28 protein-coding genes are annotated in these 25,066 nt (G+C 70.8%); 3 read left to right on the top strand and 25 right to left on the bottom strand.

Annotated features, from left to right (window positions below; genetic code table 11):
• Positions 1–51: 51 nt before the first annotated feature.
• Positions 52–1,071, bottom strand: coding sequence for a tetratricopeptide repeat protein (locus DEJ18_RS09020; RefSeq protein WP_111210813.1), 1,020 nt, complete (start codon positions 1,069–1,071; stop codon positions 52–54).
• Positions 1,068–2,813, bottom strand: a complete 1,746-nt coding sequence (locus tag DEJ18_RS09025; RefSeq protein WP_111210814.1) for a DUF8094 domain-containing protein — start codon at positions 2,811–2,813, stop codon at positions 1,068–1,070. The genes DEJ18_RS09020 and DEJ18_RS09025 overlap by 4 nt, the downstream gene beginning before the upstream one ends.
• 186 nt (positions 2,814–2,999) lie before the next feature.
• On the opposite strand from DEJ18_RS09025, the gene DEJ18_RS09030 reads away from it, so the two are divergent.
• Positions 3,000–4,832 (top strand): coiled-coil domain-containing protein, encoded by a 1,833-nt coding sequence (locus DEJ18_RS09030; RefSeq protein WP_111210815.1) that lies wholly within the window; start codon positions 3,000–3,002, stop codon positions 4,830–4,832.
• 108 nt (positions 4,833–4,940) lie between these two features.
• Here DEJ18_RS09030 and DEJ18_RS09035 read toward each other — a convergent pair whose 3' ends face one another.
• The 10 genes from DEJ18_RS09035 to DEJ18_RS09080 all read right to left on the bottom strand — a co-directional run bounded on the left by DEJ18_RS09035 (position 4,941) and on the right by DEJ18_RS09080 (position 13,726).
• Positions 4,941–5,717 carry an alpha/beta hydrolase gene (locus DEJ18_RS09035; protein WP_111210816.1) on the bottom strand — a complete coding sequence of 259 codons (777 nt, stop codon included), beginning with the start codon at positions 5,715–5,717 and terminating at the stop codon, positions 4,941–4,943.
• The gene (locus DEJ18_RS09040) at positions 5,714–6,019 is read right to left on the bottom strand and encodes an Rv1322 family protein (RefSeq protein ID WP_284177268.1); all 306 of its coding nucleotides are present in this window, start codon (positions 6,017–6,019) and stop codon (positions 5,714–5,716) included. Before DEJ18_RS09040 ends, DEJ18_RS09035 begins: the two co-directional genes overlap by 4 nt.
• A gap of 12 nt (positions 6,020–6,031) precedes the next feature.
• The gene (locus tag DEJ18_RS09045) at positions 6,032–6,928 is read right to left on the bottom strand and encodes an aggregation-promoting factor C-terminal-like domain-containing protein (protein ID WP_258376952.1); all 897 of its coding nucleotides are present in this window, start codon (positions 6,926–6,928) and stop codon (positions 6,032–6,034) included.
• 198 nt (positions 6,929–7,126) lie between these two features.
• Entirely contained in the window at positions 7,127–7,675 is a 549-nt protein-coding gene (locus DEJ18_RS09050; RefSeq protein ID WP_111082478.1) for a DivIVA domain-containing protein, read from the bottom strand.
• A 67-nt stretch (positions 7,676–7,742) separates the two neighbouring features.
• Complete coding sequence (locus tag DEJ18_RS09055) at positions 7,743–8,684, bottom strand: phosphatidate cytidylyltransferase (protein WP_111210817.1); 942 nt, start codon at positions 8,682–8,684, stop codon at positions 7,743–7,745.
• Positions 8,685–8,734: 50 nt separating this feature from the next.
• Positions 8,735–9,289: a ribosome recycling factor gene (gene frr, locus DEJ18_RS09060; RefSeq protein WP_111082476.1), complete on the bottom strand. Its 555-nt coding sequence runs from the start codon at positions 9,287–9,289 to the stop codon at positions 8,735–8,737.
• A 54-nt stretch (positions 9,290–9,343) separates the two neighbouring features.
• A complete protein-coding gene (gene pyrH, locus DEJ18_RS09065) occupies positions 9,344–10,063 on the bottom strand; it encodes a UMP kinase (RefSeq protein ID WP_111210818.1) in 720 nt (239 codons plus the stop codon).
• Positions 10,064–10,169: 106 nt separating this feature from the next.
• Positions 10,170–10,997: a translation elongation factor Ts gene (gene tsf, locus DEJ18_RS09070; protein ID WP_111210819.1), complete on the bottom strand. Its 828-nt coding sequence runs from the start codon at positions 10,995–10,997 to the stop codon at positions 10,170–10,172.
• An 89-nt stretch (positions 10,998–11,086) separates the two neighbouring features.
• Positions 11,087–12,001: a 30S ribosomal protein S2 gene (gene rpsB / locus DEJ18_RS09075; protein WP_111082473.1), complete on the bottom strand. Its 915-nt coding sequence runs from the start codon at positions 11,999–12,001 to the stop codon at positions 11,087–11,089.
• 282 nt (positions 12,002–12,283) lie between these two features.
• Positions 12,284–13,726: a sugar porter family MFS transporter gene (locus tag DEJ18_RS09080; RefSeq protein WP_258376953.1), complete on the bottom strand. Its 1,443-nt coding sequence runs from the start codon at positions 13,724–13,726 to the stop codon at positions 12,284–12,286.
• Between the two features lie 242 nt (positions 13,727–13,968).
• On the opposite strand from DEJ18_RS09080, the gene DEJ18_RS09085 reads away from it, so the two are divergent.
• Positions 13,969–14,688 carry a murein hydrolase activator EnvC family protein gene (locus DEJ18_RS09085; protein ID WP_258376954.1) on the top strand — a complete coding sequence of 240 codons (720 nt, stop codon included), beginning with the start codon at positions 13,969–13,971 and terminating at the stop codon, positions 14,686–14,688.
• An 8-nt stretch (positions 14,689–14,696) separates the two neighbouring features.
• Here DEJ18_RS09085 and DEJ18_RS09090 read toward each other — a convergent pair whose 3' ends face one another.
• From DEJ18_RS09090 to rplS, 9 genes are all read right to left on the bottom strand, one after another.
• Positions 14,697–15,674, bottom strand: a complete 978-nt coding sequence (locus DEJ18_RS09090; protein ID WP_502866244.1) for a tyrosine recombinase XerC — start codon at positions 15,672–15,674, stop codon at positions 14,697–14,699.
• 150 nt (positions 15,675–15,824) lie between these two features.
• Positions 15,825–17,090, bottom strand: a complete 1,266-nt coding sequence (gene dprA / locus DEJ18_RS09095) for a DNA-processing protein DprA (RefSeq protein WP_258376955.1) — start codon at positions 17,088–17,090, stop codon at positions 15,825–15,827.
• On the bottom strand, positions 17,087–18,610 hold the full coding sequence (locus DEJ18_RS09100; RefSeq protein ID WP_181434220.1) for a YifB family Mg chelatase-like AAA ATPase: 1,524 nt from the start codon (positions 18,608–18,610) through the stop codon (positions 17,087–17,089). The genes dprA and DEJ18_RS09100 overlap by 4 nt, the downstream gene beginning before the upstream one ends.
• Positions 18,607–19,086: a YraN family protein gene (locus DEJ18_RS09105; RefSeq protein WP_349775061.1), complete on the bottom strand. Its 480-nt coding sequence runs from the start codon at positions 19,084–19,086 to the stop codon at positions 18,607–18,609. The genes DEJ18_RS09100 and DEJ18_RS09105 overlap by 4 nt, the downstream gene beginning before the upstream one ends.
• Positions 19,087–19,182: 96 nt before the next feature.
• Positions 19,183–19,533 (bottom strand): histone-like nucleoid-structuring protein Lsr2, encoded by a 351-nt coding sequence (locus DEJ18_RS09110; protein WP_111082470.1) that lies wholly within the window; start codon positions 19,531–19,533, stop codon positions 19,183–19,185.
• Between the two features lie 77 nt (positions 19,534–19,610).
• Positions 19,611–19,934, bottom strand: a complete 324-nt coding sequence (locus DEJ18_RS09115) for a DUF2469 family protein (RefSeq protein ID WP_110826150.1) — start codon at positions 19,932–19,934, stop codon at positions 19,611–19,613.
• A 67-nt stretch (positions 19,935–20,001) separates the two neighbouring features.
• Entirely contained in the window at positions 20,002–20,697 is a 696-nt protein-coding gene (gene rnhB, locus DEJ18_RS09120) for a ribonuclease HII (RefSeq protein ID WP_111210822.1), read from the bottom strand.
• Complete coding sequence (gene lepB / locus DEJ18_RS09125; protein ID WP_111210823.1) at positions 20,694–21,443, bottom strand: signal peptidase I; 750 nt, start codon at positions 21,441–21,443, stop codon at positions 20,694–20,696. The genes rnhB and lepB overlap by 4 nt, the downstream gene beginning before the upstream one ends.
• A 160-nt stretch (positions 21,444–21,603) precedes the next feature.
• Positions 21,604–21,957, bottom strand: a complete 354-nt coding sequence (gene rplS, locus DEJ18_RS09130; protein WP_110826147.1) for a 50S ribosomal protein L19 — start codon at positions 21,955–21,957, stop codon at positions 21,604–21,606.
• 164 nt (positions 21,958–22,121) lie between these two features.
• Between rplS and map the strand changes: the two genes are divergently transcribed.
• Positions 22,122–22,904 carry a type I methionyl aminopeptidase gene (gene map, locus DEJ18_RS09135; RefSeq protein ID WP_111082467.1) on the top strand — a complete coding sequence of 261 codons (783 nt, stop codon included), beginning with the start codon at positions 22,122–22,124 and terminating at the stop codon, positions 22,902–22,904.
• Positions 22,905–23,014: 110 nt separating this feature from the next.
• Here map and trmD read toward each other — a convergent pair whose 3' ends face one another.
• From trmD to rpsP, 4 genes are read right to left on the bottom strand one after another with little or no spacing between them, the layout of a single operon-like run.
• Positions 23,015–23,701: a tRNA (guanosine(37)-N1)-methyltransferase TrmD gene (gene trmD, locus DEJ18_RS09140; RefSeq protein ID WP_111210824.1), complete on the bottom strand. Its 687-nt coding sequence runs from the start codon at positions 23,699–23,701 to the stop codon at positions 23,015–23,017.
• A 2-nt stretch (positions 23,702–23,703) separates the two neighbouring features.
• Entirely contained in the window at positions 23,704–24,264 is a 561-nt protein-coding gene (rimM, locus tag DEJ18_RS09145; protein WP_111210825.1) for a ribosome maturation factor RimM, read from the bottom strand.
• A 19-nt stretch (positions 24,265–24,283) separates the two neighbouring features.
• Positions 24,284–24,520 (bottom strand): RNA-binding protein, encoded by a 237-nt coding sequence (locus DEJ18_RS09150; RefSeq protein WP_110826143.1) that lies wholly within the window; start codon positions 24,518–24,520, stop codon positions 24,284–24,286.
• A gap of 3 nt (positions 24,521–24,523) precedes the next feature.
• Positions 24,524–24,934, bottom strand: coding sequence for a 30S ribosomal protein S16 (gene rpsP, locus DEJ18_RS09155; protein WP_111082464.1), 411 nt, complete (start codon positions 24,932–24,934; stop codon positions 24,524–24,526).
• Positions 24,935–25,066 lie beyond the last annotated feature (132 nt).

Below are 25,066 nucleotides of genomic sequence, written 5' to 3' on the forward strand. Positions count from 1 at the left end.
GCTGGTACCGGGCCTCCCGTCTCGCTCGTGTCGCGTCGCGCGCGGTCCGGCTCAGTAGAGCGCGTTGGCGAGCCGCCGCCTGGCGGCGACGACGCGCGGGTCCTCGGCACCGATGAGCTCGAAGTACTCGACCAGCCGCACGCGGAGCGCTTCACGGTCGTCGCCGAACACCGTCGGGACGAGGTCGAGGAGCCGTCCGAACGCGTCCTCGACGTGCCCACCGCTGATGTCCAGGTCGGCGACCGCGAGCTGTGCTGCGACGTCCGACGGACCGGCACCAGCCGCTGCTCGGATCTCGTCGGCGGTCTTGCCGGAGAGCCGGTCGAGCAGCGACACCTGCGCCAGACCGGCCACGGCCATCTGGTCGTGCGGGTCCTGCAGGATCGCGGTGCGGTACTCGGCGATCGCGGTGGCGTAGTCGCCGGCCTCGATCGCGTCGTACGCGGCCTGGTGGTGCGGCGGCAGCGGTTCGGGTTCCGGTTCGCCCTGCTCGGCGTCGGCGGCGGGGTCCGCGGCGCCGTCGACCTGTACACGGCCGGCGATGCCGTTCTGCTCGGCGGCCTGGAGCACCTGCTCGAGGACGTCACGGACCTCGGCCTCCGGCAGCGCGCCGACGAACAGGCCGAGCGGACGACCACCGATGACGGCGGCCACGGTCGGGATCGACTGCGCCTGGAACGCCTGCACGAGCTGGGGGTTCGTGTCCGCGTCGACCTTGGCCAGCACGAGTCGGCCCGCGTACTCCTCCGTCAGACGCTCGAGGACCGGGGAGAGCTGCTTGCACGGACCGCACCACTCCGCCCAGATGTCCACGATGACGGGGACGACGGTGGAGAGCTGGACGATGTCCTGGAAGCTCTGGTCCGTCACGTCCATCACGAGGGACGGGACGCTCACGACGCCGTCGTCCGCAGGACCGGCGCCGGCGGCCGGGACACCGGCTGCGGATCCGGACGGCGCACCGGCGGACGGGGTGCCGGCACCCTGCGGCGGTCGCTGCGCCCGGTCGACGAGGGACGAGAGGTCGACCGCTCCACGCAAGCTGGACGGGGTCGGGGGGACGTTGGTCATTGCACCTCACTCGCTGCGATCAGGCCCTGGGTGAACCCGAGGAGTTCTATCTTGTCGTCCGAGCCCACCGGGGGCACGGAGAAGAGCAACTGCACGCCGTAGGTCGCCGTCACGCCCTTCGTGCTCGAGTCGACACCGGACAGCGCCTTCACGGCACCCTCGGTGTTGACCTTCGCGCCGTCGGCCGTCGGCGTGACCTTCTCGATCTCGTTGAGGTCGACCGACACCAGGGCGCCCGCGGTGTTCGTCGCGAGTGCGAGTGGCGTGCCGGCCGGCACCTCGGAGGAGTACTCGATGTCGGCCGTGTCCGGGAGCGACTTCGCCTTCTCGTCCTTGTAGGACTTCCCGATCCGGGTGCGGAGGTCGTCGCCCTCGCCGGCGAACAGGTCGGCGGAGGCGCTCTCGGAGTCCTTCGACAGGATGTCACCGTACGCCGCTGCGACCTGGTCCGGTGCGAGCGCGAGGAGCTTCGAGTCCGGGGCGAGCTGCGCGGCGCCGACGGAGGTCGGAGCGAGCGACGGCAGCTGCGCGTCGGCCTCGAGTGAGACGGCGTACTCGACCTTGTAGTCGGAGCGCGCGTCCTGCTGCACGAGCGTCAACGCCTGCGGTGCCGTCTCGGCGTCGGAGCAGTCCGCCGCCACGACCGTGAAGACCGTCCGGGGCCAGGTGTCCGTCTGCTCCGGCAGCGCCACGCAGACGTCGTCCGCCGCGATCGCCGGCAGCGCCTTGGCCTCGGCGTCGGCGTTGCGGATGGCGTAGTTCGCCTTCCGGAGTTCGAGGGCCGGCCCGGCGAACCGCGACCCGGCGAGGTCGGCGTCCTTGTCGGCGTCGGCCTGCTCCGCCACCTCGGCGACGCGGGAGACGATGCGGGAGATCTGCTGCTTCGTCGCTGCGGTCGCCGGCGTCGCTGCCGCGGCACCGGTGGCTGAAGCGGTGGGCGTGGGGGTCGTCCCGGCATCGCCACCGCCCTGCGGCCAGTACTCGGATGAGCAACCGCTCAGCACGAGCGCACCGGCGACGAGCACGGGCACGGCGACGAACGACCGGCGCCCGCGCCGGCTCCGGGCGGGCACCTGTGCGCCGGCGGCAGCGGCACGACGGGAGGCGCGGACGCGCGGCGGTCGCCCACCCCCGCTCCGACGACGCGGACCACGCGAACGGCGCTGGTGCAGGAACGCCCAGATGAGGAGGACGACACCGCCGAGGACGAACAGGCCGCCGATGGTGAGGAGCGGACCCACCGAGGGCGTGGCGGTGTCCCGCGGCCAGGTCAGTGAGATGTCCGACGGCGCCGGGTCCGACCCGTCTGACGCGAGGACGAGCGACACGTCGGCGGGCAGCCGCACGGTGAACTGGGTGGCGTCGTCGTACTCCTGGTACCAGAGGTCGCTGCCCTTCGGGTCCGGCACCTCGGTCGCGCTGCCCGTCGTGCGTCCGACGAGGGAGCTGTCGTCGGCGTCGTACCGCAGGGTGGTGTGCGCGGCGTCACCGACCCAGGCGTCGACGTCGGACGTCTTCCCGTACGCGGCGAAGACCTCGTCCGCGCCGGAGACGTTGATGCGCTGGTACCCGGGGTTGGCGTTGAGCACGCTGCCGGGGATGACGGTGACCGGCGCGGACGCGGTCCCGCTCGTCGCGGCGACGATCGAGGACGGGGGCGCGAACACGGTCCGCTGCCCGACGCCGAGGCCGACGAGGAGCACCCCGATGACGAAGCTGACGATCGCCAGGACGAATCGCACGGAACTCTCTCCCTCCGCGCCGGGGTGGGGGGATCGGCGCGCGAAACAACGGCCCAGGTTACCCAGGACAGCTGTGAGGCGCATCCCCGCGCTCTGCCCGACGCCTCAGGGGCCCACGTAGGCGCACCACTACAATCGGGGTCCGGACTGCACGGGGCGGTCCGGGACGACCACAGGGAGCGACACGTGGCGAACGACGAGGCAGAGTTCGGGACCGAGCTGCGGGGGTACCGCAAGGACGAGGTCGAACGGGCTCTGAACGACCTCCGCCGCGAACTGATCAAGTCGAACACCGACCGTGCCGAAGCGGCGAAGGAGATCCGTCTCCTGCAGTCCCGCGTCTCCGACCTGCAGGGCGAGCTCGACGAGGCCGGCACCCCGACCTACAGCGGTCTCGGTACCCGACTCGAGTCGACCCTGCGTGTCGCCGAGGAACAGGCCACCCGACTGATCAGCCAGGCCGACATCGACGCGCAGCGCCTGCGTGCCACGAGCCGCACCGAGGCCGAGCGCACACTCCGCGAAGCCCGTGACGAAGCGCACGACACCCTGGAGGACGCCCGCACGCGTGCGGCGAACGAACTGTCCCGTGCGCGCGCCGAGTCCGCCGACACGCTGGAGCGCGCCCGAGCCGAAGCCGGCATCCTCGTCCATGACGCCCGGAACGAAGCGGCCGCCCTGCGCGGTGCGGCGGTCACCGAGGCCGCCGAGGTCCGATCGGTCGCCATCCGCGAGACGAACGCGCTCCGCGCCCAGGTCGAGCACGAAGTCGCCGAGCTGCGCGAGGCCGCACAGCGCGAATCCGCCGAGGCCCGTCGCGCCGCCGCCGATCTCGACCGCGAGACCGAGCACCGTCGCAGCGTCTTCGAGGCCGACCAGACCCGCCGCCTCGACGACCTCGACCGCGAGGAGCGCACGCGCCGCGACGCCCTCGACCGCACGCTGACCGAGGCCCGGACCGCGTGGGAGCGCGAGCACGGCGAAGCCCGCCGGGCCCTCGAACTCGAACTCGAGACCGGACGCGCCGACCTGGCCGCCGAGGTCGAGCGCCGACGCGCCGAGCTCACCGCGGAGATCGACGACCGCCGCCGCGACCTCGACGAGGACCTCGCAGCTGCCCGAGCCGCCTGGGAGCGCGAACTCGCCGGCGCCCGGACCGCCCTCGAGCAGGAGCTCGAAGCGGCCCGCGCCCAGCTCCGCGTCGACACCGAGCAGACCGCGGCCGAAAACGCCCGTCGTGTCCAGGAGACGACGGACCGGATCGAGCGCGAGACCGCCGAGCACCTCGCCCGCATCGAACGGGAGCGCGCGGCAGCCGAGGCCGCTGCCGAGCGGGCCGCCCGCGAGCACGAGAACGAGCTCGCCGCTCGTCGGGAGCGCGAGCACGCCGAGGTCGACACCGAGATCGCCGACCGTCGCAGCGCCGAGCTCGACGAGCTGTTCGCCGAGCGCACGGCACTGCGACAGGAGATCGACACCGCGCGCGCCGCGCTCGCCCAGGAGCGCGACGAGGTCCGGGCGACGGTGGAGCGCGAGCGCGACGAGGCCCGGGCAGCACTCGAGACAGAGCTGGCAGCACGCCGCGACGACGCCGAGCAGGAGTACCTGGAGCGACACCGTGCGACGGTGACCGAGACGCAGAAGTACCTCGACGAAGCGAACCTGCAGCTCGCCGAGGCGACCCGCCGCGCCACCGCCGCACGCGAGACCGCCGACCGCCTCGAGCGGGAAGCCGCCGACCTCGCTCGGCAGCAGGAGAGCGATGCGCAGGAGCGCGCGGCGGACCTCGTCCGCGACGCCCAGGAGCGCGCACACCGACTGGTTGCCGATGCCGAGGAGCGCACCGCGGTCCTGCTGGCCGAGGCCGAGGACCGCCTCGGCGCCATCCGCACCGAACGGGAGGCGGTGGCCGGCTACCTCGAGAACCTCCGCGGCGTCCTCACCCACGCGGCCGGTGTGATCGACGAGCAGGGCGTCGCCGGACGACCCGTCCCGGCCGGAGACGACGCCGAGCGCTGAGCGCCCCGCACCGGGTCGGCTGGCCGGCAGGTGTCCGGTGTGCACCGCGAGCGTCCTCGTGGTGGGCACCACGCTCGAGCCCGGTCCGACGACGTCAGGGCGTCCGGCTCAGGACGGATCGCCCGACGCCGCCCAGTGCGTCGGCAGCGGAGCAGTGCCGGGCACGACGAGGTCGGCGACGGCGTCGAGGACGGTCCGCACGTACTTCTCCCCCACCCACAGGTGCTTCGCGCCAGCGACCGGGACGACCCGGACCGTCGGTGCGATGGCGAACCGGCGGGCAGCTGCGTCGGGCACGAGGAAGTCGTCGTGCTCCGGCACGAGTGCGACCACCGGCACGGTGACGTCCGCCCAACGTGCGAGCTCGTCGTCGGTCGTGCGGTGCAGCGGTGGCGAGAGCAGGACCACGCCGGCCACGTGACCGGCTTCGACGTGCTCGAGAGCGTGCTTGAGGATGACTTCCGTCCCGAAGGACCACCCGACGAGCCACGGTGTCGGCAGGCCCCGGTCGACGACCTCGGTCACGGCTGCTCGCAGGTCGAAGCCTTCGGACACCCCGTCACCGAAGCTGCCCTCGGAGGTCCCCCTCGGTGAGGTGACCGAGCGGAAGTTGAAGCGCAGGACCGCGATGTCCGCCAGCTCCGGCAGGCGAGCCGCAGCCTTCTTGAGCACGTGCGAGTCCATGAAGCCGTGCGCGGTCGGCAGCGGGTGCAGTGTGACGACGGTCCCTCGCGCGGGACGATCGAGCGGTTCGGCGAGCTCCCCCACGAGGGTGAGGTGGTCGTCGGTGACGAGCTCGACGTCGGACCGTCGGGCCGGCAGTACCGTCCCGGACCGAATCTCGTCGACGGTCGTCGAGTCGTCGTCAGTGTGCTCGGTCGTCATGCGATGCTCCAGCAGTGGTGGTGCCAGTGCCGACGGGCAGCGAGGTCGGCGGCGTCACCGAGGACGCCGTCCGCTCGCCACACGACGACGTGTGCGGTACCGGGCTCGATCGTCAGCCCGCAGCCGGGGCACAGGTACTCCTTCTGCGCCGACACTGCCGAGATCGGCTGCACGGACCACTCACGGCCGCGCCGGAACTCCGTCCGGCGCCAGCCGCCCATCAGCCGTTCGAGACCCGCGCCCTCCGGCACGTCCTCGTGACCGCGGCCACGCGGGCGACGCGGCCGGTTGCTCCGCGGCACCGCGACCGCCGATCAATACCAGTTGTAGGAGACGCTGTGCGCCCAGGCACCGCAGGGCGTGCCGTAGACGCCGGTGATGTAGTTGAGGCCCCACGTGATCTGCGTGGCCGGGTTCGTCTGCCAGTCGGCTCCGGCGCTGGCCATCTTGCTGCCCGGGAGCGACTGCGGGATGCCGTACGCACCGCTCGGGTTGTAGGCGTTCACCCGCCAGCCGGACTCCTTGTTCCACAGGGACACCAGGCAGCTGTACTGGTCGTTGCCCCAGCCACGGGCCGTCACCATCTGCTGCGCGATGGCCTGGGCACTGCCCGGGTCCGGGGTCGCGGCAGTGGCGGCGAGCGGCGTGCTCGCTGCAGGCTGGGCGTCGTCGGTCGACTCGGTGTCCGCCGTGGCCGTGGCAGCCGTGTCGTCCGCGTCGGGCGTCGCGCTGGCCGAGGGGGTCGGCGTCGGCTTCGGCGCTGGCTTGACGACGTCGAACCCGTCGCGAGCGGCGTCGAAGTCACCGTAGGTGCCGTGCGCGGAGAACTGCTGCGGGGTGGCGATCGGCGCCGGAGCCAGCACCGGTGCGGCCGTGGCGGCGTCGGTCTGCATCGGGTTGAACAGCGAGCCACCGACGAACGCCGACACCGCGAAGAACGACAGGGCCGGGATCGTGGAGCGCTGGCGGACGAAGCCGTTGAACGACCGCGGGGTGGTCGGCTTCGACGGCGCGAGCGACCGGGCACGCGAACGACGGACGATCCGAGCGGACGGCGCAGCGACCACGGCCGCGGCGTGCGCGGCATCGGCGTCGGACACGCGGTTCGCGGCGACCGACACCGGGGCGATGACTGGAGCGACGCGCTGCTCCGCCTGCGGGGTCGGGGTGGGACGGACGACCGTGGTCTCCGCCGTGCGAGGTCGGTTCATCGCCGCTCGGCGCTCACTGACGATCGCGTGATCGTGCAGCTCGCGGGTTCCGCGGTCGGATCGAGTGTCTGCCGTGTGCCTGCCCATGAGTCCGTCCAGGATAACGGAACGATCACGGAAAGCGAAGCACCCGGGCACGGTGATTCTCGACGGGCGGCGTGGACGCCTCGCCGGGCGAGGTCCGGCGACCGTGAGCGGTCAGCGCACCGCCAGCATGACCTCGACGACCGCGTCGAGGAGCGCATCGACCTGCGCTTCGCGGTACCCGCCGTGCTTCGGGCGGAACACGATCGAACGGACCTCGGTCAGGCTCAGTGGCTTGCCGTCCTTGAAGTACCCGTGCAGCCGGCGCGAGAATGCGTCGACGTCCTTCGGGTGGTACCCGGTCGTCAGGAAGTTCACCCGCTGGAACCGCTGGCCGTCGGGGCGGCCGAGTCGGGCGACGACGTCGGACGCCTTGCCACGGGCCTCCGCGTACCAGGCCTTCTGCCCGATGTCGGCGATCTCGCGCTCCCGCTCGCGCGCCGCGAACGCGTCCTCGAGCCGCTCCAGCGCGGCGTCGACGTGCTGCGTCGAGTAGCCACCCTTCTTCATCGAGAAGGCGGTTCGGCGGATCTTGGCCGCTTCGATCCCCGGGGCGCTGTCGTTGGCCGTGTAGGCACGGCGAGCATCCTCGAGGAAACGCTCGACCTCGTCGGCGTCGTAGCCGAGGACCGAGCGGGGGGCAGTCGGGAACGTCGAAGGCACGGCGCCATTGTGCCAGTCCTGTGCCAGAGCACTTCCTGGACGCGCGGGACGGGACCTCAGGCTCGCGTCACCGGACGACGACGAGGTACATCAGGTACGCGATCGCCGCGGACGGCAGGATGCTGTCGATCCGGTCGAGCAGACCGCCGTGCCCCGGCAGGAACGACGAGATGTCCTTGATGCCGAGGTCGCGCTTGATCATCGACTCCGTCAGGTCGCCGAGCGTCGCGGACCCGGAGATGAGCACACCGAGGATGATGCCCGTCCACCACGGCAGGCCGAGCATCAGCCAGGTCACGAGGATGCCGACGACGATGCTCGCCGCGACCGATCCCCCGAAGCCCTCCCAGGTCTTCTTCGGGCTGATGCGCGGAGCCATCGGGTGCTTGCCCAGGTTGATCCCGGTGGCGTAGGCACCGGTGTCGACCGCGACCACCACGAGGATGAACGCGATCACCCAGAGTTCGCCCCGGTCCTGCGCCGACAGGAGCACCACGCAGGCACCGAGCAGCGTCACGTACGCCTGGACGAACAACCCGTTCGTGAGGTCGCGGAACACGTTCCGTGCCGACGGCCTCGGCCGCGAGAGGGCGACCTCGACGAGCCGCCACACCGAGATGACCACCACGCCGCCGAGCAGCGTGGACAGCGCCCAGTCCTGACCGCCGAGGAACGCAGCCGGGACCATCCCCACCGCGACCGCGACACTCGGGATGCGCGGGACGTCGCGCCCGGCGAAGCGCATCGCACTCGCGAGTTCGTAGACGCCGAGCCCGAGCAGGAACGCAGCGACCAGCATGAACACCGGCTTGAACACCAGGAGCGAGCCGAGCATGACCACCGCGAACGCGAGTGCGATCGCGATGGCCGCCGGGAGGTTCCGACCGGTCCGCGCGGTGAGCGCTTCGTTCCGCGCTCCGAACTCCGCACGGCGCTGACGGATCTGCGCCTCGAAGTCGCTCCGCGCCGCCCTCGCCCGCGCATCGAAGTCCTGTCGGAACCCCGTCATGCGGCGGTCATCTGATGTGGGGCGGTCGTCGCCCTGGTCCGGACGGCGCATCAGACCTCGAGGAGTTCGGCTTCCTTCTTCTTCAGCGCGTCGTCGATCTGGTCGACGTGCTTCTTCGTGAGCGCGTCGAGCTCCTTGTCGCTGCGGGCGATGTCGTCGTCGGACACCTCGCCCTTCAGCGCGTCGAGGTCGTCCTTCGCCCGGCGGCGGATGTTGCGCAGCACGACCTTGTGGTCCTCGCCCTTGCCACGGACGATCTTCACGAACTCCTTGCGGCGTTCCGCCGAGAGCTCCGGGATCGTCACGCGGACGATCTCGCCGTCGTTCGTCGGGCTCGCCCCGAGGTTCGGGAACGTGGCGATCGCACGCTCGATCTCCTTGAGCGCCGTCTTGTCGTAGGGCGTCACGATGAGCGTGCGTGCCTCGGGCGTCTGGAGCGAGGCCAGCTGCGCGAGGGGCGTCGGCGAACCGTAGTACTCCACCGGGATCTTCTGGAAGAGCGCGGCGTTGATACGGCCGGTGCGGACGGTGGCGAAGTCGTCCTTCGCGACGTCGACGGCCTTCGCCATCTTCTCGGTCGCCTCGGTCATGACGTCACTGATCACGGTGGTTCTCCTTCGGTACGGGTCGAGTCTAGTCAGTCGGCGGTCGTGCGCCGGTCAGTTGCTCACGACGGTGCCGATGCGCTCGCCCTGGATCGCGGCGCGGACGTTGCCCTCGCCCTCCATGCCGAACACGTGCATCGGCATGCCGTTGTCCATGCACAGCGAGAACGCGGTGGCGTCGACGACCTTGAGGCCCCGGAGCAGCGCGTCCTGGTACGTGACGTGGTGCAGCTTCTCGGCGGTGGGGTCCTTCTTCGGGTCGGCCGAGTAGACGCCGTCGACGCCGTTCTTCGCGACGAGGACCTCGTCCGCGCCGATCTCGAGCGCACGCTGGGCGGCGACGGTGTCGGTCGAGAAGTACGGCAGGCCCGCACCGGCACCGAAGATGACGACACGGCCCTTCTCGAGATGACGCTCGGCGCGACGCGGGATGTACTGCTCGGCGACCTGCGTCATGCTGATCGCCGACTGCACGCGGGTGGCGGCGCCGGCCTGCTCGAGGAAGTCCTGGAGCGCCAGGGCGTTCATGACGGTCCCGAGCATGCCCATGTAGTCCGCTCGACCCCGGTCCATCCCCCGCTGCGAGAGCTCGGCGCCGCGGAAGAAGTTGCCACCGCCGACCACCACGGCCACCTCGACCTCTCGGGCGGCGACGGCGATCTCCTTGGCGATGGTGCTGATGACGTCGGGGTTCACGCCCAGGGAACCGGCGCCGAACGCCTCTCCCGAGAGCTTCAGCAGGACCCGTCGGCGTCCGGTCTTCTCGTCGGTCATGTGTCAAGCACCCTTCGTCGTGGTCTCGTGGAAATGTACTCGGTGCGCCGGGGCGCACGACAACGGGGCCAGGAACCGGTTGGTTCCTGGCCCCGTCATGGGTTCGTTACGCGCCGACCTTGACGCGGGCGAAGCCCTGGATCGTGATGCCGGCGTTCTCGGCGGCCTTCGCGACGGAGATCTTGTTGTCCTTCGCGTAGTCCTGGTCGAGGAGCGAGATGCCCTTGATGAAGGCGTTGACGCGGCCCTCGACGATCTTCGGGAGCGCAGCCTCGGGCTTGCCCTCCTCGCGCGTGATCGCCTCGACGGTGGCGCGCTCCTTCTCGATCGCGTCGGCCGGGACCTCGTCGCGCGTGAGGTACGACGGGTTCGCGAACGCGACGTGCTGCGCGATCGAACGGGCCTCGGCGGCGTTGTCACCCTCGTAGGCGACGACGACGGCGATCTGCGGCGGCAGGTCCTGGCTCGTCTTGTGCAGGTAGATCTCGAAGGACGAGCCCTCGACACGGCGGACCGTGCGGACCTCGAGCTTCTCGCCGAGCGCGGCCGCGCTCTCGTTGACGACCTCGAGGACCGTCTTGCCGTCGAGCGGAGCCGCGTTGGCGGACGCCACGTCGGTGGCACCGGCGGCGGCGACCGCGCCGAGCACCTTGTCGGCGAGGGTGGTGAACTTCTCGTTCTTCGCGACGAAGTCGGTCTCGCTCGCGAGCTCGACGACGGTGGCGGCACCGTTGTCGGCCGAAGCGACCACGACGCCCTCGGAGGTCGCGCGGTCATCGCGCTTGGCGACGGCCTTCGCACCCTTGATGCGGAGCAGTTCGACGGCCTTGTCGTAGTCGCCGTCAGCCTCGACGAGGGCGTTCTTGGCGTCCATCATGCCGGCGCCGAGGTCCTCGCGGAGCTTCTTCACGTCAGCAGCGGTGAAGTTTGCCATTGACTGGAGTCCTTTCTGGACTGTGCGTGTGTGGAGAGTGGAGAGCGAGGCAGGGGCGCCGGACCGTGTCGGCCCGGCGCCCCTGGTGCTCACTCGGCGGGGGTGGTCTCCGCGGCCGTCGCGGCCTCGGCCGTCGGCTCGGCGTTCTTGTCGGCGTCGGCGATCGGCTCGCCGATCTCCTTCGCTGCGACCTGCGCGTCGGCGTCGTTCTCCTGGACGGTGGCGCCCTCGCCCTGCGTCTGGCCAGCGGCGTCACCGGACAGGAGCTCCTGCTCCCACTCGGCGAGCGGCTCGGCCTCGGCCTCGTCGCCACCGTTGTGGCGGGTCTTCAGGCCCTCGGCCGCGGCGTCGGCGACGATGCGGGTGAGGAGACCGACGGAGCGGATCGCGTCGTCGTTGCCCGGGATCGGGTAGGTGATCTCGTCCGGGTCGCAGTTGGTGTCGAGGATGCCGATGATCGGGATCCCGAGCTTCTGCGCCTCGTCGACGGCGAGGTGCTCCTTCTTGGTGTCGACGATCCAGAGCGCGCTCGGGGTCCGCGTGAGGTTGCGGATACCACCGAGGGTCTTGTGGAGCTTGTCCAGCTCGCGCTTCTTGATGAGGAGCTCCTTCTTGGTGAAGCCCTTCGTCGTGTCGTCGAAGTCGATCTCCTCGAGCTCCTTCATGCGCGCGAGGCGCTTGGAGACCGTCTGGAAGTTCGTGAGCAGACCGCCGAGCCAACGCTGGTTGACGTACGGCTGGCCGACGCGGGTCGCCTGCTCGGCGATGGAGCCCTGGGCCTGCTTCTTGGTGCCCACGAAGAGGATCGTGCCACCGTGCGCGACCGTCTCCTTGACGAAGTCGTACGCGCGGTCGATGAAGGCCAGCGACTGCTGCAGGTCGATGATGTGGATGCCGGAGCGCTCGGCGAGGATGAAGCGCTTCACCTTCGGGTTCCACCGACGGGTCTGGTGTCCGAAGTGGACGCCGCTGTCGAGCAGCTGGCGGATGGTGACGACGGCCATGCCGTCCCTCCTTGTTCTCGGCGCACAGGACTGGAGCCGTGCGCACGGTTGCGGTTGTGTCGATCACGACCGGTGGTCGTGGTCCCTGGTGTCCTGCCCGTGCGACCGCCCGCTCGCGAGAGCGGGACCGATGGTCGCAGGACGCGCCGGAGGCCGGCGGTGGTGGACACGCGAAGTCAGCGCGACCAGCGCGCTGCTGAGGAGAGCGTAACAGAAAGGAGGCCCGGACCACGCGAGCCGATCGGCTGACGTGGCCCGGGCCTCCAGGACGCGGTCGGGCGGTCAGGACCGGGCGCTGACCGTGTCCCCCTCGGCGCTGATGCCCATCTCCTCGAGGGAGCGGCCCTTGGTCTCCGGGATCTTCGCGATGACGAAGAACAGCGACAGCAGTGCGAACAGGGCGTAGATGCCGTACGTGACCGTCAGGTTGAAGCCGGACAGGACCGGGAAGGAGATCGTGACGATGAAGTTCGCGATCCAGTTGGCGGCCGATCCGACACCCAGTGCCGTTGCGCGGATGCGGTTCGGGAACATCTCGCCGAGCAGCACCCACATGAGCGGACCCCAGGTGGCGCCGAACGACACGACGAACAGGTTCGCGAAGACGAGGGCGATGATGCCCCACGCGCCCGGCAGCGAGGGTTCGCCGTCGACGATGCGGGCCTGCGAGAACGCGATGGCGACCATCGTCAGCGAGACGAACATGCCCGCGGAACCGGCGACCAGCAGCGGCTTCCGGCCGACCTTGTCGACGAGGAAGATCGCGATGAACGTGACCGCGACGTTGACGACCGAGGTGATCGTGGAGATGAGGAACGAGTCCTCCTCCTTGAACCCGACGGCCTGCCAGAGCGTGGTCGAGTAGTAGAAGATCACGTTGATGCCGACGAACTGCTGCAGCACGGCCAGGATGATGCCCACCCAGACGATGGGCTGGAGGCCGAAGCGGTTGCCGCGGATGGAACCCTTCTTCTCGTTGGCTTCCTGCTTGATGCCGTCCTGGATCTCCTCCAGGCTCGTGTTCACGGTGTCACGGGGGACGATCTTGCCCATCACCTCGCGAGCGTCGTCGTTCCGGCCCTTGGTGAGCAGGTACCGCGGCGACTCCGGCAGGGTGATCGCGAGGATGCCGTAGACGACCGACGGCAGCACTCCGACCAGGAACATCCAGCGCCAGGCCGGCAGGCCGAGGACGACCTCGGACGCGCCGCCCGCCGTCACCGCGAAGAACTGGTCGGAGAGCAGGGCGGCGAAGATGCCGAGCGTGATGGCGAGCTGCTGGAAGGACGCGAGACGCCCGCGGATCGCCTTCGGGGAGACCTCGGAGATGTAGGCCGGCGCGATGACCGACGCGGTGCCGATGCCGAGACCGCCCACGAGGCGCCAGATGACGAAGTCCCACGTGGCGAAGGCGAAGCCGGAGCCGATCGACGAGACGAAGAACAGCACGGCGGCCCAGAACATGATGCGCGTCCGGCCGAAGCGGTCCGCCAGGCGGCCGGCGAAGTACGCGCCGAACGCGCAGCCGATGAGGGCGGAGGCGACCGCGAAGCCGCTGGCGCCGTCGGAGAGGTCGAACTCCCCCTTGATCGCGTCGACCGCGCCGTTGATGACGGACGAGTCGAATCCGAAGAGGAAGCCACCGACCGCCGCCGCGACGGCGAACAGGGTGACCTTCCCCTTGAAGGCACGGTCTTCGCCGTGCTCGGTTGTCCTGGTCGACACGATGCTCCTGGGTTCCCGCCGCCGTGCCGGGTGGTGCACGGTGCCCCGGCGGTCGGCTGGATGGCCGTCCGAGCGGCGTTGCGGTGTCCGGAGCGGGCCCGACAGTACCCCTTCACGGGCGGCTGAGCACATCGACGGGGCGGCGGTGCCCGTCTCTCCACCGGCCGGGAGGCTCGGAGTGGCATCCACAGGACGGCGCTCGGCCACCTCGTGGCCGAGCCGGGAACGGCAGTGTCGGGACCATGGTGACGGTGGTGCGTGGGGCGGCGATCGCTCCGGACGACGGGATGTGGGTCGGCGCGGGAGGGCGCGGGTTCGTCCGCGCCCTGGCGACGTGGTGCGGGGTGGTGGTGCTGGTGGCCCTCGCGGTCGTGAGCGCGGTGGTCGGGGTGGGGTCGGGTGCGCCGAGCACGGCCGTCGCGGCGACCTCCGGCGCTCCCGCCGGGGCACCGTCGAGGGCCCACGGCTCGCACCCGACGTCGCCGGCGGTCACCGCCGCGGCCTCGCGGTGGTCGTGGCCGACCAGCCGACACGTCGTGTGGCGGCCGTGGGACGCCCCCGCGACGGACTACGGACCCGGTCACCGCGGCGTCGACGTCGTCGCCGCCCCTGGCACCGCCGTGTCCGCCCCTGGTGCGGGGACCGTGGCGTTCGCCGGATCGGTCGGCGGTCGGCAGGTCGTGACCATCGACCACGGCGGCGGGCTGGTGAGCACGCTCGACCCGGTGCGCCCATCGGTCCGGAAGGGTGACCAGGTCGACCGCGGCGATCCGGTCGGGGTCGTCACCGCCGGGCACTGCCCGCCGGAGACTCCGTGCCTGCACCTCGGTGCTCGCGTCGACGGGCGGTACGTCGATCCGCTCCCGTTCCTCCCACCGCCCCGCTGGCCGGTCCTGCTCCCCGAGGGCGTGCTGCCCGAGGGCGTGCTGCCCGGGGCAGCTCATCCGCGGCCGGCTCGCTGACGGTCCGGTCAGGCGCGGGGGTGCGCTGTCCGGTAGACCTCCCGCAACCGGGCGGACGACACGTGCGTGTAGATCTGCGTGGTCCCGAGGCTCGCGTGCCCGAGCATCTCCTGCACGGCACGGAGGTCGGCTCCCCCGTCCAACAGGTGCGTGGCCGCCGTGTGTCGGAAGGTGTGCGGTCCGCTCGGTCCCTCGCCCGGGAGCGACCCGAGGAGCCTGGCCACGAGTCGGTAGGCGCTCCGCGTGCCGAGACGGGATCCCCGGTCGCCGAGGAACAGGGCGTCCGTGGCCGAGGGACGCCGAGCGGCGTCGGGAGGGGTCTGCGCCGCGCCCGGAGCGAGGAGCGCCGGCCGACCGCGCTCGAGCCACGCCTCGATCGCGTCACGTGCCGGCACCCCGAACGGCACCACGCGCTCCTTCCCACCCTTGCCCGACACGCGCACGGTCAAGCGCGTCCGGTCGACGTCCGCCACGTCCAAGCCGACGAGCTCGCTCACCCGGACTCCGGCGGCGTAGAGCAGTTCGACGGCCGCTCGGTCGCGGAGGGCACCGGGGTCGTCCCCGACGGCCCGGGCAGCCAGTCCGTCGAGCAGGAGCCGGACCTGGTCCTGTGCGACCACACGCGGCAGGTGTGCGGCGCCCTTCGGTGCTCGGAGCCGCACCCCGGGATCCGCCGCGAGCACGCCGGACTCACTCGCCCACCGCGTGAACGCGCGGACCGAAGCACTCCGACGGGCGATCGTCGACCGAGCGAGGCCTCGCTCGTTCGCCGTCCAGAGCCAGTCACGGAGCAGCTCGAGGGTGATGCCGTCGACCCGCTCGACCTGCCGTCCAGCTGCGAAGGCGACGAGGTCCTCGAGGTCGGCGCGGTACGCCCGGACGGTCTGCTCGCTGAGCCCCCGAGCATGTCGCACGTGGTCGAGGAACACCACGACGACCCGGTCGAACCGGTCGCTCCCCGGCAGGTGTCCCTCGTCGTCTGGCACATCCGACAGGGTACGGCCGGTACCGACGGTGCGTTCCGCGCAACCCGCCCCGAGGTGCCGAGGCCACGCCGAGGTGCCGGGCCTGCCCCGAGCCCACGCACGTCCCCCGTCCGCATCGGGCTCCGAGCGGGGACCGCCGACCGCGTCGCGTCACCCGACCGTCCACCCGGTCGGACCCCGTTGCGCCAGGCCCTGCAACTCTGCCAGCGAGAGAGCGTCGGTGGTGTCCGCCAGGGACAGCCCCGACCGCAGGGCGACCTCGTCGAGGGTCACCGCACGCCGCCGACTCAGGGCATCGACGACGCGGAGCACGTCCGGGTCCGTCCGCGCTCCTGCGATCGGCACCACGGGCTCAGCGAACACGTTGCCCGATCGGGCACGGAGCGCCGCGTCGGCCGGGTCCTTCGGGTGGACGACGATCTCGGCCCGTCGATCGGCGATGAGACGGTGACACCCGACGGACGCCGAGGACGAGTACGGCCCCGGCACGGCGAACACCGGCCGCCCGAGTTGCCCCGCGTGGTGCGCCGTGTTCAGTGCACCGGACCGAGCACCCGCCTCGACGATGACGGAGACGGTCCCCAGTGCCGCGATCAGGCGGTTGCGCGCCAGGAACCGCCAGCGCGACGGTCTGGTCCCCGGCGGACACTCGGCGAGGAGGGCTCCGTGCTCGGCGACGGCACGGAGCATCGCGCTGTTCGCCGCCGGGTAGAGCTGGTCCACGCCGCCGGCGAGCACCGCCACGGTCGGCACCCCCGCCGCGAGGGCGACCCGGTGCGCGACGGCGTCGATGCCGTACGCCCCGCCGGACACCACGAGGCACCCCGCATCGGCAGCCGACGAGGTGATCTCCGCAGCCGCCTCGGCGCCGAGGACCGTGTTCGCTCGCGCCCCCACCACCGCCAGGCCCGGGCGGTCCTCGAGCCGCCCGGTCGCCCGGCGCCACAACACCAGGGGTGCGTGCGGCCCCAGGTCGTCGAGCCCGCTCGGCCAGTCGTCGTCCCCCGGGACGAGCAGCGTGCTGCCCACCGCCGATGCCGCTCTGAGGACGGCGGGTACGTCGAGGCGCACCAATCGCTGCCGCCATCGGTCGAGTGCCGGCACGAGTGCGTCCGCCGCCGTCTGGGCGAGTTCGAGGTGGACCTCGTCCTGCTCCGCTGGCGAGGCCGCTCCCAGGAGCATCCTGCCGAGCACCGCCGGACCGTCCTCGAGTGCCGCGGAGGCTGCACGCATGGAACGGGCGGCCCCGAGACGACCGACCAACTCCCCCGCGGTCCTGTCCCCCGGCTCGGCGACGGTCGACCACGCCACCCGTGCGAGGAGCTCGTCGTCGTCGTCCGACTCGCCGGCACGTCCCACCCCGGCACGCAACCGCGCCAGCGATCCGCGGCCGTCGCTCCCGGCGCGGGCGGTCACAGCGCGGTCCGCAACGCGAGTGCCCGCTCGACGTGACCGCGCTCGGGCCGGTCATCGCCCGCGAGGTCCGCCATCGTCCACGCCAGGCGCATGACGCGGTCCCAGCCGCGCATCGTCAGCGTGCCGAGGTCGAGTCCGCGGTCGAGCAGGTCGGAGGCCCCCGGAGCCGCTCGGCCGTCCGTGCGCAACCACGGACCGGTGACCTCGGCGTTCCTGGTCCATCCGGTCCCGCGGAGCCTCGCCCGCATGCGTTCCCGGGCCTCGGCGATCGTCCGCCTGGCTGCCTCGGTGCTCGGGGCCGTCCCGTCGCTCGCACGGAGTGTCCCGGTCGTCACCCGAGGTACTGCCACACGGATGTCGATGCGGTCGAGCAACGGCCCGGACAACCGGCCGAGGTACCTCCGGACAGCACTGGGCGGACAGGTGCACGGTGGCCCGCCGATCGACCCGGCGTTCCCGCACGGGCAGGGGTTGGCAGCGAGCACGAGCTGACACCGGGCGGGGAAGTCAGCCGATCCACCGGCGCGGTGGACGGTGATCCGCCCGGCTTCCAGCGGCTGCCGGAGCGCGTCGAGGACGACCCGCGGGAACTCCGTGGCCTCGTCGAGGAACAGCACGCCCCGGGTCGCCCGCGACACTGCTCCGGGTCGGAGCTGCCCGGTCCCACCTCCGATGAGCGCTGCAGCGGATGCTGAGTGGTGCGGAGCTTCCCACGGCGGGCGGCGGGTCCACGAACGTGCTCCGTGGCCGGCGACGGACCGGACCGCAGCGACCTCGAGCGCGGCGTCGTCGTCGAGGTCGGGCAGCAGGGCCGGGAGCCGCTCGGCGAGCATCGTCTTGCCGGCACCCGGCGGTCCGAGCAGCAGGACGTGGTGTCCCCCGGCCGCTGCTGCGATGACGGCTCGGACGCCGACGGCGTTGCCGACCACGTCGGCGAGTTCGAGCGGGGGTGGGTCGTCGACGCCGGGGACCGGCGTCAGGACCGGGTCGACGAACCCGGCCGGGAGGTCTGCTCCCGCGTCGATGGCTGCGGAGCGCAGCGAATCGACACCGCTCAACGCCACACCCGGGACGGCCTGCGCCTCCGCGAGGTTCCCGACAGGGAGGACCACCCGGTCCATGCCGGCTTCTCGCGCTGCCAGCACGACCGGGATGATGCCGGGCACCGGACGGACCCGGCCGTCGAGGCCGAGCTCACCGACGTACACGATGCGTCGGTCGGCACCGGGAGCGGTCCCGGCGGCGGCGAGCACGGCCATCGCGATCGCCAGGTCGAACCCGGATCCGCGCTTCGGAACGCTGGCCGGGGTGAGGTTGACCGTGATCCGACGGGCCGGCAGCGGGCAGTCCGCCACGGCTGCTGCCGACCGGACGCGCTCGCGGGCTTCTCCGAGCGACGTGTCGGGGAGACCGATGATGCTGAAGGTCGGCAGCTGGCTGGTCAGGTGGGCTTCGACCTCGACCAGGCTCCCCTGCACCCCCACCAGAGCGACGGCGGACGTCCGCCCGATGTCGCTCATCCGACTGCCTCGACGTGTTCGATCGCGACGTGGCCCGCCACGATCGTCACCGCGATGCAGTCGATGCGGATCGCGCGCGCTGTCTGCTCGCGGTGCGCGTGGAACCAGGCGGGGACGAGCCCTCGGATGCGTCCGAGTTTCCGTGGCGTGACGGCTTCGAGCGGGTGCCCGGTCGTCTGTCCGGTCCGGGTCTTCACCTCGACGAAGACGATGGTGTCGCCGTCCCGGGCAACGATGTCGAGTTCGCCGCGGGCACATCGCCAGTTCCGGTCGATGATCGCGAACCCGTGCCGGACGAGCCATTCCACGGCATGGTCTTCACCGGTGTTCCCCGTCGTCTTCCGGGGATCGGTTGCGTCTCGGAGATCTACGCGATTCGTCATGGAGCCACCATGATCTGCGTCAGGATTCGACGGAGCAGCTGCAGCCGATCTGTGGACGGAAGAGCAGAACGACCGTCCTGTGCAGGAATGCATTGCACAGCCATGCACCCTGATGCGACAAAAGCCGGACAATTCCTCACGGAATGTCCGGCTCTTGCGGCGACCGACGACGAACGTCGGTCGGGATGTTCAGTGTGCGGCTGCGTACGCTTCCTGCACCTGCGTCGAAATACGACCACGAGAAGAGACCTCGTACCCGTTTTCCTTCGCCCACTCGCGGATCTTGCCGAGTTCCTCGGAGTTCCCACGCTTCGGAGCCGACGAGCTCTTGCCCGTCGTGCCGGTGCGACGACCGGCTGTCTTCCGCGCCGCGGCGATGTAGTCCGAGATCGCGTCCCGGAACTTGTCGACGTTGTCGTTGGACAGGTCGATCTCGTAGGACGAACCGTCGAATGCGAACTCGACCGTACGGCCATCGCCAGCGGCGATCGGCGAATCGTCGAGATCGTCGACGAGCTGGACAGTGACCTTCTGCGCCATTTCTCACTCCTTCAGAGTCGTATCACGGCCCAGAGTATCGCAGGACATTGCAGCACGGCCGAATTCACCGGCGATCCCTACTCGTCGAGCGCGAGTTCCTTCGGGAGTTCGAGTTCACGCGCGGTGAGTTCTTCGACGTTGACGTCCTTGAACGTGAGGACACGAACGGACTTCACGAACCGGTCCGAACGGTAGACGTCCCAGACCCAGACGTCGTTCATCGTCAATTCGAAGTAGAAGTCGTGCTCGGTGTCCCGGCGCACGAGTTCGACCTCGTTCGCCAGGTAGAAACGCCGCTCGGTCTCGACCACGTACCGGAACTGCCCCACGACGTCGCGGTACTCGCGGTACAGGGCCAGCTCGACCTCGCGGTCGTAGTCGTCGAATTCTTCGTCATCCATCGCGCGACCAGTCTAGAGCGCCGTCCGCCGTGTGCACCGCCCGGGCCACCGAACCGCGCACGACCGTTCAGCCGACGACCCGGTCCAGTTCGTCGAAGCCCTCCAGGGCGACGCTCGACGCCGCGTGCAACCACGTCTTCCGGTGCAGCGCGTGCGGTCCGACCGCTCGGATCGCGTCGTAGTGGGCCGTCGAGCCGTAGCCCTTGTTCGACGCCCAGGCGTAGTGCGGAGCATCGTCGTGCGCGGCGGTCATCAGGTCGTCCCGGGCCACCTTGGCGACGACGGAGGCCGCGGCGACGGATGCGCAGTCGCGGTCCGCCTTGATCCGCACCTGCACGTCCAACGGGCGGTGTTCCGGCGGCAGTGCTCGCGAGAGCCAGTCGAACGACCCGTCGAGCACCACCACGGCCCCCTCGAGCGAGACACCGTCGTCGACGAGGGTCGTGAGGGCTCGGGCGCCGGCCAGCCCGAGCGCCGCCACGATGCCCTGGTCGTCCACGACCTCGGCCGACGCCATCCCGACCGCGGTCCGGGCCCAGCGGGTGACCGCCGGGACGAGCGCCGTGCGCCTCGCCTGCGTCAGGAGCTTCGAGTCCGCGAGCCCCTGTGGCACGCGCCGGACGTCGACGGTCACTGCTGCCACCCCGACGCCGACCGGGCCCGCGATCGCTCCGCGGCCGACCTCGTCGACACCGATCACCGTGACCCGGCCAGCGGCGAACAACGACTTCTCGACCCGCAGGGACGGACGGACCGGGGTCACTCGTCCCGCTCCTCCACGCCGGCGAAGACCTCGGGGTGGTCGTCGAGCCACGTCCAGCGGCTCATCGGCCAGGAGATGACGAACGCCCGACCGGTCACGTCGGAGAGCGGCACGAAGCCCTTCGAGGGGGTGTCCCCGTTGTAGCGGGAGTCCCGCGAGTTGTTCCGGTTGTCGCCCATCACCCAGATCGTGCCCTTCGGCACGGTGACCGAGAAGTCCGTCGACGACGCGCGGGTGTCGCCGGCGGGGAGCTTCAGGTACGGCTCCGTGATCGGCACGCCGTTGACCGACATCTGACCGAGGTCGTTGCAGCACGCCACCGTGTCGCCGGGCAACCCGATGACACGCTTGATGAGGTGGTCGTCACTGTCACCGGTGCCCAGACCGACCTGGGTGAGGAGCCAGTCGGCGGCTTCGCCGATGGGGGACGTCGGGGTGACGTTCGACAGCTGCTCGCCGTCGAGCCAACCGCCCGGGTCCTTGAACACGACGACGTCGCCGCGTTTCAGGCCGACGGTGTCCGGGACGAGTTCGTTGACGATGACGCGGTCGTTGATCTGCAGCGTGTCCTGCATCGATGCCGAGGGGATGTAGAAGGACCGGATCAGGAAGGTCTTCACCAGGAAGGACACCAGGAGCGCGGCGATGAAGATGATGACGAGGTCCCGCAGGAAGGTCAGCACCCCGTTGCGCGGCTTCTTCGCGGTGCGGGGCCGACGGGCCTCTCCCTCTGTCGTGTCCGTCATTTCCACTCTCGTCGACCAGTCCCTGCGGTGTCGCATCGGGACGCTTGGCCCCGGGGCGGAAGCGGCTCCGGGAACGGGCGAGCCCCCCGCCGATGCACAACCGTACATGGACGAGGGGCTCGCAGCGGGCCCGGCATTCCGGGCTTCGCTGTGAAGGCGATCAGTTGTCGCGCTTCTCCTTGATCTTGCGGCGGGCCGCCTTGCCGCGGAGTTCGCGGAGGTAGTAGAGCTTCGCGCGACGGACGTCACCGCGGGTGACGATCTCGACGTGGTCGATGATCGGGGAGTGCACGGGGAACATGCGCTCGACGCCGACCTGGAAGCTCACCTTGCGGACCGTGAAGGTCTCGCCGATGCCGTGACCCTGGCGGCCGATGACGACGCCCTGGAAGACCTGGATACGCGAGCGCGTGCCTTCGACGATGTTGACGTGGACCTTGACGGTGTCGCCGGGGCGGAAGTCAGGGTGGTCGGTGCGCAGGGCACCGGCGGTCACGTGGTCGAGGAGCTGCATGATGGTGTCACTTCCTGCGGACGCACACGGGTCGCCGCGGATCGAATTCGGAAAGAACGAGACGTGCCCGGTGTCGGCGACTCCCCCGTGGCAGAGTCCAGCCAGGGCACGATCGATCATCATGCCACAACGAGGGCACTGCAGCCAACCGGCAGGATGGTCCCATGATCGAACTCCGCACCCCCGCCGAACTCGACGGACTGCGTGTCGCCGGCCGTTTCGTCGCTGATGTCCTCGACGCCCTCCTCGAGACCGTCGACGTCGGCGTGAACCTGCTCGACCTCGACCGTGTCGCCGCCCGGATGATCGCCGACCGTGGTGCGGAGAGCTGCTACGTCGACTACCACCCGTCGTTCGGCAAGTCGCCGTTCGGCAGGAACCTCTGCACGTCGGTGAACGACGCCGCGCTGCACGGACTGCCGCACGACCTCGTGCTGCAGGACGGGGACCTCGTCAGTCTCGACTTCGCCGCGAGCGTCGACGGCTGGGTCGCCGACTCGGCCGTCACCGTGCAGGTCGGGACGCCGCGTGACGAGGACCAGCGCCTCATCGCCACGGTGGAGCAGTGCCTCGCCGCCGGGATCGCCCAGGCCGCCCCCGGCAACAAGCTCGGTGACGTCTCGGCCGCGATCGGGTCGGTCGCGCGCGGGGCCGGCTACGACGTCAACCTGCAGTTCGGCGGGCACGGGGTCGGCCGCACCATGCACGGCGACCCGCACGTGCCGAACGACGGGCGCCCCGGACGCGGGATGAAGCTCCGCGCGGGGCTGGTCGTCGCGATCGAGCCGTGGCTGATGCAGGGCACGGACGAGCTGTTCCAGGACGACGACGGGTGGACTCTCCGGAGCGTCGACGGCTCGCGCGCCGCGCACGTCGAACACACGGTCGCCGTCACCGACCAGGGCCCCGAGGTCCTCACCCTCCGACGCGCCCAGCGGGACGCCTGACGGGACCGTCGCAGCGGCCGTCGGATGCGACGACACGTCACGGACGGACGGGAGGCCCGCCACCAGCTGATGGCGGGCCTCCCGTCCGTCCGTCGGTCGCGCTGACCCGGTCAGTCCGGCAGCAGGTCCGGCCGGACGCGCCGCGTCCGCTCCACCTGCTGCTCGTGCCGCCAGGAGGCGACGCGCGCGTGGTGTCCGCTGAGCAGCACGTCGGGCACGTCGAGGCCACGCCACGATGCCGGCTTCGTGTACGAGGGGTACTCGAGCAGGCCGTCCTCGTGGGACTCCTCCACGAGTGACTCGGGGTTGCCGACGACGCCCGGGACGAGCCGTCCGACGGCCTCGATCATGGCCATCGCGGCGACCTCGCCGCCGTTCAGCACGTAGTCCCCGAGGGAGAGCTCGACGACGGTGCTGCGCGTCGCGGCCCACTCGAACACGCGGGCGTCGATCCCCTCGTACCGGCCGCAGGCGAACACGAGGTGCTCGTGCTCGGCGAGGGACCGGGCGATGGTCTGCCGGAACGGGGTCCCGGCGGGCGTCGGGACGACGAGGGTCGACGACCCGTCGGGACGGAGCAGGGCGTCGAGGGCCTGAGCCCACGGTTCCGGCTTCATCACCATGCCGGCACCACCACCGTACGGGGTGTCGTCGACGGTGCGATGCCGGTCGGTCGTCCACGAACGGAGGTCGTGCACGTGCAGGTCCAGCAGGCCACCCTGCCGTGCCCTGCCGAGCAGGGAGACGTCGAGCACCCCGAAGAACTCCGGGAAGATCGTGACGATGTCGATCCGCACGGTCAGTCCTCGGGAGCGGGAGGCGTGACGGTCTCGGGACGGCTCGTGTCCTCCGGGTCCTCGAACAGACCCGTGGGCGGCGTCACCGTGACGGTGCCCGCGTCCAGGTCGACCGCGGGCACGATCGCCGAGACGAACGGCACGAGGACCTCGCCGCGGTCGGCCGTGGCCACGGCGAGCAGGTCCTGCGCCGGCAGGTGGTCGACACGCGCGACCGTACCGACCGCGACGCCGTCGCGGAGGACCGTGAGGCCGACCAGCTGGTGGTCGTACCAGGCGTCGTCCTCGCCGGTGCCTTCCTCGGTGTCCTGCTCGACCCAGAGGATCGCCCGCGCGAGGGTCTCGGCGGCGCTCCGGTCGGCGACTCCGGCGAAGAACGCGACGGGATGACCGTTGTACCAGCGCAACTCGTCGAGCGCGATGGTCTTCCCCGACCACGGAGAGTCGTCGGGGACCTGGAGCGTGAAGACCGCTCCCGGCGTGAACCGACGATCCGGGTCGTCGGTGTAGAGCTCGAGCTTGATACCGCCCTTGAGCCCGTGCGCCTTCGTGATGCGACCCACCCGGAGCTGGGTCGTCTCCCTAGGAATCGCTGTCCACCACGTCGACCCGCACGCGCTTGCCGTCGGCCAGGGCCGTGACGAGCGTGCGGAGCGCCTTCGCGGTGCGTCCGGCGCGACCGATCACGCGGCCGAGGTCCTCGGGGTGCACACGCACCTCGAGGACCTCGCCCCGCGCGGAGGTGGAGCTGGCGACGCGCACGTCGTCAGGGTGATCGACGATCCCCTTGACGAGGTGCGTCAGCGCGGATTCGAGCAAGGACTACGCCTCGGTCGTCTCGTCGGCGGTCTCGTCCGCGGCCGGAGCGGCGGGAGCCGTCTTCTCCGACTTCGGCTTGAGGACGGCCTTCTTCGAGCTGTCGACCGTGAAGGCCGGCTTCGGCTCGCGGACCTTGACCTTGGACTCGGTGTCCTTCTCGCCCTTGAACTTGGCCCAGTCACCGGTCAGCTTGAGGAGCGCGGCGACCTGCTCGGTCGGCTGCGCGCCGACGCTGAGCCAGTACTGCGCACGCTCGGACTGGACCTCGATGAACGAGGGCTCCTCGGTGGGGTGGTACTTGCCGATCTCCTCGATCACACGACCGTCGCGCTTGGTGCGCGAGTCGGCGACGACGATGCGGTAGTACGGCGCTCGGATCTTACCGAGACGCTTGAGACGGATCTTGACAGCCACAATGACTCCTGTTGCGTACGTGTTGTGGTTGAACCGGAACCGCGGGCGTGGGGGCACACACGGTGGAAGCTCTGAGAGACTCGTGATCCGCTGGATAGAGGGTCGAGCGGACACGATTCGACCGTTCATTCT

The organism is Curtobacterium sp. MCSS17_015 (assembly GCF_003234265.2).
In the GTDB taxonomy this organism is placed as follows: domain Bacteria; phylum Actinomycetota; class Actinomycetes; order Actinomycetales; family Microbacteriaceae; genus Curtobacterium.

What these genes read in the sequence shown, in the direction of transcription:
- lepB (WP_111210823.1), bottom strand. Translation starts at nt 21,443, where the DNA reads ATGACGGACACGACAGAGGGAGAGGCCCGTCGGCCCCGCACCGCGAAG.
- DEJ18_RS09085 (WP_258376954.1), top strand. Translation starts at nt 13,969, where the DNA reads ATGGTGACGGTGGTGCGTGGGGCGGCGATCGCTCCGGACGACGGGATG.
- DEJ18_RS09035 (WP_111210816.1), bottom strand. Translation starts at nt 5,717, where the DNA reads ATGACGACCGAGCACACTGACGACGACTCGACGACCGTCGACGAGATT.
- DEJ18_RS09045 (WP_258376952.1), bottom strand. Translation starts at nt 6,928, where the DNA reads ATGAACCGACCTCGCACGGCGGAGACCACGGTCGTCCGTCCCACCCCG.
- pyrH (WP_111210818.1), bottom strand. Translation starts at nt 10,063, where the DNA reads ATGACCGACGAGAAGACCGGACGCCGACGGGTCCTGCTGAAGCTCTCG.
- map (WP_111082467.1), top strand. Translation starts at nt 22,122, where the DNA reads ATGATCGAACTCCGCACCCCCGCCGAACTCGACGGACTGCGTGTCGCC.
- DEJ18_RS09115 (WP_110826150.1), bottom strand. Translation starts at nt 19,934, where the DNA reads ATGGATGACGAAGAATTCGACGACTACGACCGCGAGGTCGAGCTGGCC.
- DEJ18_RS09100 (WP_181434220.1), bottom strand. Translation starts at nt 18,610, where the DNA reads ATGAGCGACATCGGGCGGACGTCCGCCGTCGCTCTGGTGGGGGTGCAG.
- DEJ18_RS09020 (WP_111210813.1), bottom strand. Translation starts at nt 1,071, where the DNA reads ATGACCAACGTCCCCCCGACCCCGTCCAGCTTGCGTGGAGCGGTCGAC.
- DEJ18_RS09055 (WP_111210817.1), bottom strand. Translation starts at nt 8,684, where the DNA reads ATGACGGGGTTCCGACAGGACTTCGATGCGCGGGCGAGGGCGGCGCGG.
- rpsB (WP_111082473.1), bottom strand. Translation starts at nt 12,001, where the DNA reads ATGGCCGTCGTCACCATCCGCCAGCTGCTCGACAGCGGCGTCCACTTC.
- DEJ18_RS09110 (WP_111082470.1), bottom strand. Translation starts at nt 19,533, where the DNA reads ATGGCGCAGAAGGTCACTGTCCAGCTCGTCGACGATCTCGACGATTCG.
- DEJ18_RS09105 (WP_349775061.1), bottom strand. Translation starts at nt 19,086, where the DNA reads ATGCATTCCTGCACAGGACGGTCGTTCTGCTCTTCCGTCCACAGATCG.
- tsf (WP_111210819.1), bottom strand. Translation starts at nt 10,997, where the DNA reads ATGGCAAACTTCACCGCTGCTGACGTGAAGAAGCTCCGCGAGGACCTC.
- rplS (WP_110826147.1), bottom strand. Translation starts at nt 21,957, where the DNA reads ATGCAGCTCCTCGACCACGTGACCGCCGGTGCCCTGCGCACCGACCAC.